Source organism: Streptomyces sp. NPDC104307, from assembly GCF_055584045.1.
The window spans coordinates 75,420-89,111 of sequence record NZ_JBVJMU010000023.1 but is presented as its reverse complement, the minus strand read 5'-3'; the positions used below and the strand labels follow the sequence as shown (position 1 = coordinate 89,111).

Annotated in this window: 10 protein-coding genes; all 10 read left to right on the top strand. The window is 73.2% G+C overall.

Annotated elements, in window-relative coordinates:
- The first annotated feature begins 188 nt into the window (after positions 1–188).
- The 10 genes from ACZ601_RS36010 to ACZ601_RS35965 all read left to right on the top strand — a co-directional run bounded on the left by ACZ601_RS36010 (position 189) and on the right by ACZ601_RS35965 (position 13,621).
- Entirely contained in the window at positions 189–746 is a 558-nt protein-coding gene (locus ACZ601_RS36010) for a DUF3291 domain-containing protein (RefSeq protein WP_469545800.1), read from the top strand.
- Positions 747–862: 116 nt separating this feature from the next.
- Positions 863–2,128, top strand: coding sequence for a tryptophan 2,3-dioxygenase (locus tag ACZ601_RS36005; RefSeq protein WP_469545798.1), 1,266 nt, complete (start codon positions 863–865; stop codon positions 2,126–2,128).
- A 33-nt stretch (positions 2,129–2,161) separates the two neighbouring features.
- Positions 2,162–3,022 carry a hypothetical protein gene (locus tag ACZ601_RS36000; RefSeq protein ID WP_469545796.1) on the top strand — a complete coding sequence of 287 codons (861 nt, stop codon included), beginning with the start codon at positions 2,162–2,164 and terminating at the stop codon, positions 3,020–3,022.
- Positions 3,023–3,041: 19 nt separating this feature from the next.
- Positions 3,042–3,344 (top strand): acyl carrier protein, encoded by a 303-nt coding sequence (locus tag ACZ601_RS35995; RefSeq protein WP_469545794.1) that lies wholly within the window; start codon positions 3,042–3,044, stop codon positions 3,342–3,344.
- Positions 3,341–7,720: a non-ribosomal peptide synthetase gene (locus ACZ601_RS35990; protein ID WP_469545791.1), complete on the top strand. Its 4,380-nt coding sequence runs from the start codon at positions 3,341–3,343 to the stop codon at positions 7,718–7,720. Before ACZ601_RS35995 ends, ACZ601_RS35990 begins: the two co-directional genes overlap by 4 nt.
- Positions 7,717–8,997 carry a CurL C-terminal domain-containing protein gene (locus tag ACZ601_RS35985; RefSeq protein WP_469545789.1) on the top strand — a complete coding sequence of 427 codons (1,281 nt, stop codon included), beginning with the start codon at positions 7,717–7,719 and terminating at the stop codon, positions 8,995–8,997. Before ACZ601_RS35990 ends, ACZ601_RS35985 begins: the two co-directional genes overlap by 4 nt.
- A gap of 59 nt (positions 8,998–9,056) precedes the next feature.
- Entirely contained in the window at positions 9,057–10,127 is a 1,071-nt protein-coding gene (locus ACZ601_RS35980; protein ID WP_469545787.1) for an SAM-dependent methyltransferase, read from the top strand.
- Positions 10,127–11,500, top strand: a complete 1,374-nt coding sequence (locus ACZ601_RS35975) for an MFS transporter (RefSeq protein ID WP_469545785.1) — start codon at positions 10,127–10,129, stop codon at positions 11,498–11,500. The genes ACZ601_RS35980 and ACZ601_RS35975 overlap by 1 nt, the downstream gene beginning before the upstream one ends.
- A gap of 52 nt (positions 11,501–11,552) precedes the next feature.
- The gene (locus ACZ601_RS35970; protein ID WP_469545782.1) at positions 11,553–12,293 is read left to right on the top strand and encodes a GNAT family N-acetyltransferase; all 741 of its coding nucleotides are present in this window, start codon (positions 11,553–11,555) and stop codon (positions 12,291–12,293) included.
- A 29-nt stretch (positions 12,294–12,322) separates the two neighbouring features.
- Positions 12,323–13,621 (top strand): ATP-grasp domain-containing protein, encoded by a 1,299-nt coding sequence (locus tag ACZ601_RS35965; RefSeq protein ID WP_469545781.1) that lies wholly within the window; start codon positions 12,323–12,325, stop codon positions 13,619–13,621.
- The last annotated feature ends 71 nt before the right edge of the window (positions 13,622–13,692 follow it).

Here is a 13,692-nt window from a genome sequence, read left to right as displayed (position 1 = left end):
TGCCCACCAGGACCCGCCCAAGAAGCCACTTTGTCGGGGAAAAAGCAACTTCGACATCTCTCACCGAGGCAGCTACCTTCACCTGGTCTTTGGCGATTGCGAACGATCGGTCACGCTCCACCAATCCTGACCTCACACGTCAGCCGCCGAACCGACTCCGCACCAGGCACCCAACCAGGGAGAGGCCCATGCCCCATCTCGCTCTCTACACATTCGGCGCCCTGAAGTCACCCCTCGCCGATCCCGCACCTCTGACGCGCGAGTTCCACGACAGCAGTGAGGCCATCTACCGGAAGATCGGACAGCACCCCGGATACCTCGCCCGCGCCGAAGCGGCAGAGGGCGGCCAGGGCACACTCTTCGAGCTGGAATGGGGCGAATGGGGGAAGTTCGTCGTGCCGGACTGGTACGGCGGGGGCCGTACCCCGGAAACCATCGCCCTGGCCGCGACCCTCTCCCTCTGGACCGATCTGCGACCCGTCTTCGACGCCCTCTACACCGGTCTGCACCGGGTGGCGCTGAACAGGCGCTACGACTGGTTCGAGCGGACGGAACACCCGGGTTACGTGTTCTGGTGGGTGCCCGACGGCGTGAAACCCACGTGGCAGGACGGGGTTTCGAGGCTGGAGCACCTCCACGCCCACGACTCAGCACCGCACGCCTTCACCTTCCAGCGCTCCTTCGACCCGGAGGGAACTCCGACGAGTCTCAAAGACACGCAGCCGCGGCGCGACCGGGCGCGCTGACAGCCCGTCGCGTCCGGCGCCGGTGCCAGTAGCCGGTGTGGAGCGAAACTTGAGCGTTCTTCCAGGGCCTCCAGCGAGCCTCGAATCATCCATCGCCGGGCCCAAGGAGAATCGAGATGGAAGAAACCGACGCACCGCTGTCGCACGAGCTCTCCGACTGGTGCCGTTCCGGAGGGGCGGGGGACTTCCCGTACGCCGGCGTCATCGACCGGCTCCGTGCCGTGGGCAAGCACTTTCTCGACGAGGAACTCCTGACGCTGCTCTCGGAGTGCCGCACCGTGTTCACCGAGGCGTCCTCCAGCGGCGAGGACATCCCGGACACCTTCGTCGGCCCTTTCCTCGACGTCCTCCTGGACAAGTTCGACGGCCGCTACGACTACCCCAGCTACACGGCGCTGGCGGTGCTGCGCCGGGGCGCGCCCGGAAGCCGGTCGGGCTGGGAGGTGCTGCGCCGGCACCGCGACCGCACGGTGCTGATGCTGCTCGCCGACCTGATCGGCTTCGAACGCCACGCACTGGAGGGCACCCCCCGCGACCCGCAGGGGATGCTCCCGGGCGATCTCCTCCTGAACAAGCGGCTGCGGCTCGCGACCAGGGTCATGGAACCGGCCGCGCTGCGTGTGCTGGACGGGGCCGTCGACCCCGTCGTCGTCGCCGCGACACCGGGCCGCACTCCGGCCGGCGAGCTCGCGGACGCCGTGCTGGCCACCGCCACCGCCGGGGAACGGCTGATGCTGCGCACCAGCCTTCAGCCCGTCTACGTCCTGCACGACGAATACCTGTTCCTGCGCGTGCTCCAGTCCTTCGAGACCACCTTCGCCTTCATGTCGGCCACGCTGGACGAGGCGGTGCGCACCCTGCGCGGCGAACAGCCGGGCGACGCGGCCGCGTTGGTCGCCGCGGTCACCGACGTACTGCGCGAGTCGCTGCCGCTGTTCTCCTTGCTCGCCACCATGCAGCCCGAGTCGTTCCAGGTGTTCCGGCAGTTCACCGACGGCGCGAGCGCCATCCAGTCCGAGGGTTACAAGACCTTCGAGTCGTACTGCTCCACCCCGGCGCGAGCGAGGCTGGATTCATCCGCGTTCCTCTCGGTTCCTGACGTGCGCAGCGAAGTGCTGGCCGGCCGGGAGACCGTCGAGGGCACCTGGCAGAACGTGATCTCCAGCGGCTGGCTCTCCGAACCGGACGCCGCGGTCCTGCGGGCTGCCGCCCTGCAGCTGGAGGGGGTGCACCAGCGGTGGAAGCAGACCCACTACCGGCTGGCCGTACGGATGATCGGCACCAGGAGCGGCACCGGCTCCACCGAGGGCGTGCCCTATCTGGCGTCGGTGATCTCCCAGCGGCTGTTCCCCGCCATGGAACAGCAGCCGGCCGTCGGCTGACCACGATCAGCGAACCGGAGGACACCGAAGCTCATGAGCAAGAGAGCCACAACCGGACGGCCGGGTACCGCCCGCCGCGCACTGAACCCGGATGCCGCGGATCCGCAGCTCGTCTACGAGTACGACCGGGGCAGCAACTACGAGCAGGACACCCGGCTCACCACGGCACTGTCCGCGCTCCTCCCGGAGGACCAGCTGGTCCACCCCGACCAGCGGCTGTTCCAGTCCGTGCACCTGATCACCGAGTACGCGTGGGCCGCGATGCACTTCGAGATGGGCCGCGCGGTGACCCTGCTGGACGACGGCGATCCGCTGCTGGCCACGCGGGTGCTGGAGCGTGCCGCCTCGCTGGGCCGCATACCGGTGCAGGCGCTGGACACCCTGGTGGAGTTCCTTCCGCAGACCGGCCTGCTCACCATGCGTGACACCTTCCCCGAGAACACCACGGGGCTGGACTCCCCCGGGGCGCGCAATCTGCGCCGCGCGGCGCAGCCCCTGTGGCGGGCCTTCACCCGGGCGCTGGAGCGCGCCGGTCTCACCTCCGAGGACCTGATCACGGCGCAGGGCAGGCTCGCGGCGCCGGCCGAAGACGAGCGGATCGCGGCCGATCTCGCGCTGGTGCGGCAGGGGCTGATCCGGCTGGACGGGGCCGTCGCGGACTGGAAGCAACTCCATCTGCGCATGGTCTGGGGTCAGTTGGGCGGGCATCCCGAGGCCGAGCCGCACTCCGTGGCCGGCGGGAGCTGCCCCGCGGCCCCCACGAGTCTGCGCGGGGAGTCCACCGTCAGCCTCGTCCGGATGTCCGAGCGCACCCTCTTCCCCCAGCTCTGGGACGCCGTGGATGCCACCTACCGCCGTTTCGTCCCTCCCGTCCCCGCTGACGCGGCGTCCTGACCACGTAAGGAGTCTCCCCATGACATCGGCGCTTCCCACCGACGGTGCGACGAGCGAGCTGGCGTCGCTGGTGCGCACCGCCTGGACCGAGAGCCTGGGCCACGACGAGTTCCACGACGACGAGAACTTCTTCATGATCGGCGGTCACTCGATGTGCGCGGTGCGGATCGTGCGCACGCTCAAGCAGGAGCTGGGAACGTCCCTGACGGTACGCCAGTTCTTCGCGCACCCGACCGTGACCGAGCTGGCCGTCTTCCTCGCCGGGGCCGGGGCCGTCCCGGTCAGCGGCGACATCGGGACGCGTGCGGGGGCCGGGGCGTGACCGCGGCCTCCTCCGCACAGCTGGAGATCTGGCTGGCCGACCGCTGCGAGCCCGAGTCCGGCCGTTACAACATCGCCGTCTGCCTGGAGTTCCTCGGCGGCCTCGACGACCGGGCGCTGCGCGCGGCGCTGGCCGATGTGCTGGAGCGCCACCCCGCGCCGGCCGGGCGGTTCGAAACGGTGCGGGGCACGCTGCACCACACCGCGGCGCCCGGTGTCGCGGTGCCGCTGCACATCACCGTGCGGCCCGGCGGGTACGACCGCGACGCGGCGCTCGCCGACGCCGCCCGGTCCGCGGCCCGCCCGCTGGACCCGGGCACCGCGCCGCTGCTGCGGGTCGAGGCGCTCCGGTTCGACGACGGGGCCCTGGTCACGATGACGGTGCATCACCTCGTGGCGGACGGCCGGTCCACCGAGGTGCTCGCCGGGGACCTGATCACCGCTTACCGGGCCCGGCACGCGGGCGGCGACCCCCGCTTCGTGCCGGTGCCCGTGCCCGAGCCGCTGCCCGTGGCGACGGCCCCCGACCCGTACTGGACGGCGCTGCTGGACGGCGAGCCCGCGCGGCTGGCCCCGCTGCCGGACCGGTTGCGTGCCGAGGACAGGATGCGCGGCCCGGCGGGCTGGACCGAGCGGGAGCTGGACGGCGGCAGGCTCGCCGAGGTGCGTTCGCTCGCCGCCCGCGAGGGTGTCAGCCCGGCGATGGTCCTGCTCGCGGTGTGGAGCCTGCTGCTGCACGCCTGGTCCGGGGAGGACGACGGGCTGCTCGGCATGCCGTTCGCCGGGCGGCACGATTCGGGCCAGGACGACGCCGTCGGCCTGTTCACCCGGGTCCTGCCCGTCCGTTCCGTGCACGAGGCGGCCCGCCCCTTCGTGGACTACGCGGCCACGCTCGGGGAGCAGGTCCTCGAATCCATGGAGGCCCACGCGACGTCGGGCGACCTGCCTCCCGGCAGCGCCCCCGTCCACTCCGCGATCTTCATGCACCAGCCGCAGCCCGCCTCGGGCTGGCAGGTGCCGGGTGCCGAGGTGCGGCTGCTGCATCCGGAGAGCGCGGCAGCCAAGTACGACCTGGCGTTCGCGGCCGTGGAGGCCCCGGACCGGCTCGTGCTGCGCATCGACTACGACCAGGACCTTTACGCGCCCGCCACGGCCGAGCTGATGGCGGAGCAGATCGACCGGATGCTGGCGGTGGCGTCCCGGCCGGGCATCACCTGCCGGGAGCTGCTGGCCTCCCTCGCGGCGGCGCCGGACGCCGGCGCCACTGGCGCCCCGAGTGCGCCGGTGACCGCGGCCACCGTGCCGGAGCTGGTGCTGGAGCAGGCGCGCCGCGCCCCCGGCTCCGCCGCCGTCGTGCACAACGGGACCCGGCTGAGCTACGGCAAGCTGGTGCGGGACGCCGTGCGGATGGCGCACTGGCTGCGCATCGAGGGGGTGCGCACCGACGATGTCGTGGCGCTCCTGCTGCGTCCGGGCCCGGCCACCGTCACCGCCATGCTCGCGGTGGGGCTGGCCGGGGCCGCGTACCTGCCGCTCGACCCCGCCTACCCCGACGCCCAGCTGGAGCTGGTGGTCTCCGACGCCCGCCCCCGGCTCCTGATCGCCGAGCCGGGCGAGGAGCACCGAGTCACCGGGCTGCCCGTGCACACCCCGGAGGCGATCCGGGCGGCGGCCAGGCCGCTGCCGGTCTCTGCGCCGGCCACCTCGGCCGGGCCGGAGACGGCCTTCAACGTGCTCTACACCTCCGGCTCCACCGGCCGTCCGAAGGGGGTCGTGCTGCCGCACGGCGGGGTGCTGCGGATGATGCACCGGCCCGAGTTCGTGCCGCTGGGCCCCGACGACACCGTCTCGCACCTGTCCCCCTTGAACTTCGACGGCGCGACGTACGAGATCTGGGGCGCGCTGACGCACGGCGCGAAACTGGTCGTGCTCGACAAGGAACTCGTCCTCAGCCCACGCGAGCTGCGCACCGCGGTCCGCGCGCACGGGGTGACCACCCTGCTGGTCACCACTCCGCTGCTGAACCGGCTGATCGAGGACACCCCCGACCTGCTCCAGTCGCTGCGCCGCGTCTACTTCGGCGGCGAGATCATCTCCGTACCGCACATCCGCAAAGCCCTGCGCTGGGCGCGTCCGGGCACTCTGCTGCACAGCTACGGGCCGACGGAGAACTCCTTCACCTCTTCCTGGCACCCCATAGAGGAGGTGCCGCAGGGCGCGCGCACCGTGCCGATCGGCCGTGCGGTGCCGGACACCCGGCTCCATGTGGTCCTGGAGGGCACGCTGATCCCCGCGCCGGTGTACGTGCCCGGTGAGCTGGTGCTCGGCGGTGCGGGCGTGGCCCGGGGCTATCTCGGTGATCCGCGCCGCACCGCGGAGCGTTTCGTGCCCGATCCCTTCGGCGACGAGCCGGGGGCGCGGCTGTACCGCACCGGGGACCGGGTGCGGTGGGCCGCCGACGGGCAGCTGGAGTTCATCGGCCGCGCCGACAACCAGGTCAAGATCCGTAGTCAGCGGGTCGAGCTGGGCGAGGTCGAGGCGGCTCTGCGCGCGCACCCGCAGGTGCGGGGGGCGTTTGTCACGACCCGGATCAACGACGCCGGGGAGAAGGAGATCGTCGGTTACGCGGTCCTGGGCCGTCCCTCGGCGCTGGAGAGCGTACGGAACCATCTGCGTGCCGTGCTGCCCCAGTTCGCCGTGCCCTCGCATCTGCTGGCACTGGGTGAGCTGCCGCTGACCCCGAACGGCAAGATCGACCGTAAGCGGCTGCCCGCGCCCCCGGACGCGACGACGCCCGCGCCGGTCGCGGAGTCCGCGGCACCGGGGCCGGTCGCCGCGCGGGAGGAGCCGGCGGGTGGCGTCGTCGGTGCGGTGCTGAAGGCCTGGCGGAAGGTGCTGCCGGGCCGGGTCTTCGACCGGGAGACCAACTTCTTCGACGCGGGCGGCCATTCGCTGCTGCTGGTCAAGCTCCAGGACGCGTTGCTGGAGACCACCGGCACCGCCCCGTCCGTCTCCGAACTGATGCGGTTCACGAGCGTCCGCTCGCAGGCCCGGCTCATCGGCGGCACGAGCGCCGACGAGGAGCTCACCGAGCGGGACCGGGCACCCCGTGCGACGGTCCGCGAGGAGGACGACGCGATCGCCGTGATCGGGATGGGCGCCCGGTTCGCCGGCGCCCCCGACCTGGCGGCCTACTGGGACAATCTGGTGGCGGGCCGCGACTGCTTCACCGAGGGCCCCGGCCCTCTGGTGACCGAACGGGGCGACGGCACCCGCCGCGTGGCCCGCTGGGGGATGCTCGCCGACGGCACGGGGTACGACGCCGGGCTGCTCGGGCTCACCGCCGACGACGTCGAATCGGGCGATCCCCAGCACGGTGTGCTGCACGAGGTGCTGTGGGCGGCCGTCGAGGACGCGTCGCTGCGGTTGTCCGACATCGCGCACCGCACCAGCCTGTACGCGGGCTGCCCCCGGCTCGCACAGACCGACGGCGAGGCCCGCGTCGACGACGTGGTCAGCGTCGACCCGACGTTCGTGGCGTCCCGCTTCGCGTATCTGCACGATCTGTGGGGCGAGGCGCTGCTGCTCGACACCGCGTGCTCCACCGGGCTGTACGCCGTGCATCTGGCCGCGCGGGCGCTGCTGCGCCACGAGAGCGACTACGCGCTGGCCGGGGCGGTCTCGCTCGACGGCGAGTCCGACGGCTCGTACGTCTACCGGCCCGGACTGCTGTACGCCGACGACGGGGTCTGCCGCCCCTTCGACCGGCGGGCCTCCGGCACCGTCGGCGGGTTCGGGGCGGGGGCGCTGCTGCTGCGCCGGCTCTCCGACGCCGAGCGGGACGGTGACCCGATCCACGCGGTGATCCGGGGCAGCGCGGTCAACAACGACGGCCGCGAGCGCGTCGGCTACTCGGCCCCCGGGATCGAGGGGCAGGCCCGGGTGATCCGCCGGGCCGTCGCCGCCGCCGGGGTCACCGGGGCCGACATCGGTTACGTGGAGGCCCACGGGACCGGCACCCGGCTCGGCGACGCGATCGAGGCGACCGCGCTCGGCTCGGCGCTGGGCACCTCGGGCCCGCAGGTGGCCGTCGGCTCCGTGAAGGCGTCCATCGGGCACTGCAACACGGCCGCGGGGATCGCCGGGCTCATCAAGACGGTGCTCGCCGTGCACCACGGGGTGCTCCCCGCGACGCCCCATGTGAGCGAACCGATCGACGAACTCTCCGGGCAGGGCGGCCGGTTCGCCCTGCTGACGGAGGGCCGGGCCTGGGACACCCCGGCCGGACAGCCGCGCACGGCGGGGGTCAGCTCGTTCGGAGTCGGTGGCACGAACGCCCATGTGGTCGTGCAGGAACACGTACGGGAGAGGGTGTGAGCACCGCGATGGAGACAACGTTTCCGGCAGGGCCACAAGCACCGCGGGTCCTGGCGGTGTCCGCCCGGGACGAGCGGACCGCGGCGGCGGCGGCCGTCCGGCTCGCGGACCGGCTGGCGGCGGACCCGTCGCTGGACCCCGACGACGTGGCATTCACCCTCGCGCACGGGCGGGAGCGGTTCGCCGTCCGGCACGCGGTGACGGGGACGACCGGCGCCGAACTGGCGTACGCGCTGCGGGAGTCGGCGGATCGCCCGCGCCGGGCCGCTCCGGTGCCGGGCCTGGTACTCGACCTCGGTGACGGCTCGGGTCCGCCCGGCACGCCCCCGCTGGCGCAGGCCGTCGAGGCGTCCGCCACCGCGGAGGGCCTCGGTCTGGGGCAGGCCGCCGCAACGGCGGCGGTGCTGTACGGCACGGCGTCCTGGCTGGCCGCACACGGGCTGCGTCCGGACACGGTTCTCGGCCGGGGGCCGGCTGCCGCCGCCGCGTCGGCGCTCCGCGGTGAACTGTCCCTCCCGGACGCGCTGCGGGCGGCCGCGACAGCCACCGAGGCCCCGCCGGCACAGGCTCCTGAGGGGAAGGTACTGGTGGTCCGGCTGGGTACCGGCGCCACCGGAGCAGGTGTCCTGTCCCTCGACCCCCTCGATCCGGCCTCGTACGCGCGGCTCTTCGCCGCGCTGTGGGAGCGGGGCTTCGACGTGGACTGCACGCTGGGGCGCGGCGGGCGCCGGGTGCGGCTGCCCGGGTACCCCTTCCAGCGCTCCGGCTCCGTCACCGGCACGATCCCGCCCGGACTGCGCCCGCTCACCCCGCACGAGCAGCGCTGGCTCTTCCACGACCTGGTGCGCTCGGGGAGCGCGGCCGAGCACGCCCTGTGCGCGGCGGCCGTCCTGCCCGGTCCGGTGCCCGCCGCCCCGGCCGCCGACGCCGCGCTGGCCGCGCTCCAGGACCGTCACCCGGACCTGCGCACCGTCTTCACCAGGAGCGGCGGCCGCTGGTTCGCCCGCGTCTCCGGCCGGCCGGTGGAGGTGACGGTGCTCGCCCCGGACACCGGTGCCGGTCCGGCCGACCGGGTGCGGGCCGCCACCGCGCAGGACACGTTCGCCGCGGCGGACGTTCCGCTGATCCGCTGTGCCCTCTCCCCGGCGGGTGACGGCTGGGCGGTGGCGCTGGCCGTCTACGCCCCGGTCGCCGGTTCCTCGACCGCTGACGAACTGCTCGCCGAATGGTGCGAACTCGCCGGGACACCGCTGCGGCCGGCTGCCGCGCACGCCTGATACCTGATCGCTGAACCCCCGTCCCCTCTCCCGTACTCGTACTTCCGAAAGGAACCGCTATGAACACCGCCCAGGACCTCACCGCCGCGGTGCCCGTTCCAGCCGACTGGGCCGGGGCCGCACCCGCGCCGATCGGCGTGGACCAGGCCTTCAACGGCTATGTCGCAGGCACCGTCATCAACGCCCTCGACCGGCTCGGGGTCTGGGACCGGCTGGCCGCCGATCCGCTGCTCGACCTGCGCGTCCTCGCCGCCGAACTCGGCCCCGCCGTCCGCGAGCGGGAGCTGCGCGAGATCGTCCGGGCCGCGGCGACCTGTGGCTGGGTCCGGCTCCAGAACGACGGCCACACCGCGCTGCTGACCACCGCCGGCCAGGAGGTCATCCGCATGCGCGGGTACTTCACCTGGGGCGTCGGCGGTTACAACGAGGTGTTCGCGCAGGCCCACCGCATCGTGGCCGGCGAGGCCCAGTTCGGCACGGACGTGCTGCGCGACGAGGCGATGGTGGCGCTCGGCTCCGGTCAGAACGACCGCTCCTTCATGGCCGGCACACTCGACTCGGTCCTGGCCGACGTGGACTTCTCCGTCCTCGCAGACCTCGGCAGCGGCATCTCCGCGCGGGTCTCGCGCGTGGTCGGCGAGCGCCCCGGCACCCGGGGACTGGGCCTGGACATCAGCGGTCCGGCCACAGAGCTCGGCCACCGCACGATCGCGGAGGCGGGCCTGACCGACCGGGTCCGGGCGATCCGGACAGACGTGCTGGACGTGTGCCACCGGGCCGCGCACCGCGAGAGCCTCGCCGAGGTCGACACGGTGATGAGCTTCTTCCTGCTGCACGACCTGCTGGCGGACCCCGAGACCCGGCCGCACACCTTCACCCGGCTGCGTGAGGCGTTCCCGGCGGCCCGCACGTTCGTCTTCGCGGACACGATGCTGCGGCCGGACTCCGAGGACTCGCCGGCCCTGCCCGTCTTCTCCCTCGGCTTCGAACTGGCCCACGCCCTCATGGGGGTTCCGCTGCACACCAAGGAGACGTACGAGGAGCTGTTCGCCGGAGCCGGTCTGGTTCCGCGCCGCGTCGTGCCGTTCGGCACCCCGCACTCGTGGCTGTACGTGCTGGAGGCCCACTGATGGCCAGTCCCCTCGCGACGCTGCGGGAGTTCTCCCCGCGCACCCGTGTCGTCCTCTCCGTCAACGCGCTCAACTCGTTCGGCGGCGGCCTCGTCCTGCCGTTCCTGTGGATCTATCTCAGTGAGGTGCGCGGTCTGCCCGCCTGGGTGCCCGCCGTGACCCTCGCGGTGCAGGCAGCCACGGCCGTCGTCGGCGGGCTGTTGTGGGGCTCGCTGCTCGACCGGTTCCCGCCGCGCACCACGGTGCCCGTGGTGATGGCCGTCGCGGGCATCGGCACGGCGCTGTACGCGCAGGCGACCGGTGTGTACACCGCGCTGGCCGCGGCCCTGGTATACGGCTTCGGAATCAGCGGCGTCGGCACGGTGCTGCGCTTCCTGTACGCGGGGGCCGCCTCCGCGCGGGAGCGAAGCCTGGCCTACTCCGCCGACTACGCGGTGTTCAACGCCATGACCGGGCTCGGGGTGCTCGTCGGCGGTCTGGTGGCCTCCATGGACGTGGGCTCGCGCGCGGTCCGGTTCACCGTGCTCTACCTGGCGGACGGGGCCACGTTCCTGCTGGCCGGCACGGCGCTGTTCTGGCTGCTGCCGAAGGTGGTCAAGGCGGCCGGAAAGAAGGACGGGGAGGGCGCCGCCGACAGGCGCCGGGCCGGCTACCGCGAGGTACTGACCCAGCGTCACATCGGGGTGCTGCTGGGCGCGCTGGCGGTCTGCTCGCTGGTCTCGTACGGACAGTTCCGCTCGGGTCTGCCGGGCTATCTGACGCAGGGCGGGGCGCTCGGGCCCGAAGGCATCTCCGGTGCCTTCGCGGTCAACATCCTGGTCGCGGTCGGTGCCCAGGTACTGCTGGCCGACCGGATTCAGCGGATTCGCCGCAGCACGGTGTTCGCCGTCTCCGGCGCGGTGTGGGCCGTGGCCTGGGCGCTGGTCCTGGCCGCGGGGCTGCGGCACGGTGGCAGCGCGCTGGTCCTGGCCATGGCCGGGGTGGTGCTGCTCTCGGTGGGCGAGGCGCTGGTCTTCCCGGTGGTGACGTCGCTGCTGAACGACCTGGCGGCCGAGCACATCAGGGGCCGGGTCAACGCCCTGCTCTCGGTCGCCATCTCGACCGGTTCCGTGGCCGGACCGGCGCTCGCCGGCGCCCTGCTGCCGTGGGCGGACGGCCTCGGCCTGATGGCGGCGCTGCTGGCCGGCTGTCTGGCGGTCGTCGCCGTGGCGGTGCGGCTGCGTACGGTGCTGGGCCTGCAGGTGGACCTGCCGGTGCCGCAGGAGCAGGCGTCCGAAGCGGCAGGCGTTCCCGCGGCCACCGCGCCGTCCGCGCCGGATCCCGTCGCCGCCCCGCACGAGACGGCCGCCGAATCGGCCACGGCCTCCGTGTGACGGTCCGGACCGACCGGACTCCCGATACGAAGCAGACGAGGTGCTGACCATCATGAACAACTGGCCGCTTACCGGGATCAGCGTGCGCACATCGCGCGTCGAGCTGCGCTGGCCCACGCCCGGGGATCTCGACGCGCTCGCGGACCGGGCGACCGAGGGGGTGCACGCCCCCGGCTTCATGCCGTTCTTCTCGCAGTGGACGGACGGCACCCGCGAGGTGGTCGCCCGCCGCGTCCTCCAGCGCCACTGGCACGCCATGGCCACCTGGACACCGGAGGACTGGACGCTCTTCCTGGTCGTCGTCGCCGACGGTGAGGTGGTCGGTTCGCAGAGCCTGGGCGCCCGGGACTTCGGCATCACCCGGGAGGTACTGCTGACGTCGTGGCTGACGCTGGGCCGGCAGGGCGAGGGCCTCGGCGGACACGCCAGGGCGGCCGCCCTGGAGCTGGCCTTCACCGGGCTCGGCGCCGACCAGGCGTTCTCCGTCGTGCGGCGCGGCAACGACGCCTCGCAGGCCGTGTGCGCCAAGTTCGGCTTCGAGCCCGACGGCAGCCAGATCAACGCGGTCCGCGGCGAACAGGTGGTCAGCGACCGGTTCCGGCTCTCCCGGCAGCGCTGGTCGGCCCACCGCGCCATCGAGGCGGAGGTGGGCGGAACCGCCGCCGCGCTGCCGCTGTTCGGTGTGGCGGGCCCGGTCGCCGCCCGGAGTACGGCCACCGTCCCCGCCGCCCCCGTGGCGAGCGTGCTCTCCGGAGTGCGGTACGCCGAAGAATCCGACCAGTCCGCCGCCTGACCGCGACCCTGCCCCCAAGGACGTGACCCATGTCTGAGCATCCCGTCATCGCCGTCGTCTACGACCGGGGCTCCGCCTTCCTCCTCGACATCGTGGAAGGGCTGGCCTCCTTGGGCGATCCCGTCCTGGCCCTGTGGCCCGGCGACCATGCCGACGAGGTGGAGCCGCTGGCCAGGGAGCTGGCCCCGGTCGTCCGGCTGGACGCCACGGATCACGACGCCTCGGCCCGGCTGCTCGCCGCCCACGCGCCGGACGCCATCTTGACCTTCAGCGAGTCCAGGCTGTCGGTCACCGCCGAGCTCGCCGGGCGGCTCGGCCTGCCGTACCACTCACCGGCCACGGTGGAGCTGCTGCGCGACAAGTACGCGCAGCGCCGCCGGCTGCGGGAGCGGGGCGCCGACTCCGTACGCTCGTTCGCGGTGCGCCGTCCGGGCGACTGGGCGGAGGCGCTGGCGGCCGTCGGGCTGCCCGCCGTGCTCAAGCCGATGTGCGGTGAGAGCAGCCGCAGCACCCATCTGGTCGAGGACGCGGACCGGGGCGCCGCCCTGGTCGCGGAGCTCCTGTCCGGGGCGGGCGGGGAGGACGCGCTGGTGCTGGAGGAGTATCTGCGGGGCCGGGACTGCGGGCCGCTGGGTGACCACATCTCCGTGGAGTCGGCGGTGACCGGGGGCCGGGTCTCGCACTGGGCGGTGACCGGGAAGTTCCCGCTGGAGCCGCCGTTCCGCGAGGTGGGGCATCTGCGCCCGGCGCCGCTGGCGGCGGCGGAGCGTGCGGCGGCGCTGGATGTGGTGACCGCGGCCCTGCACGCGCTGGACATCACCACCGGCATCACCCACACCGAGCTGAAGCTGACCGCCGACGGCCCGAGGATCATCGAGGTCAACGGACGGCTCGGCGGCTTCCAGCCCCAGCTCGCCAGTCTTTCCGGTGACTTCGACGCGGTCACGCTCGCCGGGCGGGTGGCGCTCGGTGAGGACGTCTCACAGGTGCGGGCCGGGGACCGGCGGGTGGTGTTCGCCCGGGTGGTGCCCCTGCCGCCCGGCGGCGGCAGCTATGTCGGCGTGCAAGGGGTGCGCGACGCGCTCGCCGTGGACGGTGTGGAGAGGATCGTCATCCCTCACCTGCCCGGAGGCCGGCTGCCCGTCGGCGTGCAGAGCGGCGAACTCGCCTGGGTGGAGGGCACGGCCGCGGACCACGCGTCGATGCAGCGGGTGATCGAGCGGGTCTTCTCGCTCCTCTCGTTCACGATCGCGGACCCGGACGGCGAGCACCGCACCGTGACCCCGGAGAGCCTCGGTGCCCCGGTGCCCGCGGGGAGCGCCGCCTGAGGGCTGCCGCACGTGGTGCTCCAGCACCGCTCAAGTGGCGTCGTCCACTCTGGTCACCGTCCACGGACCGG

Bases quoted from the DNA above. Each gene is read 5' to 3' on its own strand.
- ACZ601_RS35975 (WP_469545785.1), top strand. From the start codon at position 10,127: ATGGCCAGTCCCCTCGCGACGCTGCGGGAGTTCTCCCCGCGCACCCGT.
- ACZ601_RS36000 (WP_469545796.1), top strand. From the start codon at position 2,162: ATGAGCAAGAGAGCCACAACCGGACGGCCGGGTACCGCCCGCCGCGCA.
- ACZ601_RS35970 (WP_469545782.1), top strand. From the start codon at position 11,553: ATGAACAACTGGCCGCTTACCGGGATCAGCGTGCGCACATCGCGCGTC.
- ACZ601_RS35995 (WP_469545794.1), top strand. From the start codon at position 3,042: ATGACATCGGCGCTTCCCACCGACGGTGCGACGAGCGAGCTGGCGTCG.
- ACZ601_RS35965 (WP_469545781.1), top strand. From the start codon at position 12,323: ATGTCTGAGCATCCCGTCATCGCCGTCGTCTACGACCGGGGCTCCGCC.
- ACZ601_RS36010 (WP_469545800.1), top strand. From the start codon at position 189: ATGCCCCATCTCGCTCTCTACACATTCGGCGCCCTGAAGTCACCCCTC.
- ACZ601_RS35980 (WP_469545787.1), top strand. From the start codon at position 9,057: ATGAACACCGCCCAGGACCTCACCGCCGCGGTGCCCGTTCCAGCCGAC.
- ACZ601_RS36005 (WP_469545798.1), top strand. From the start codon at position 863: ATGGAAGAAACCGACGCACCGCTGTCGCACGAGCTCTCCGACTGGTGC.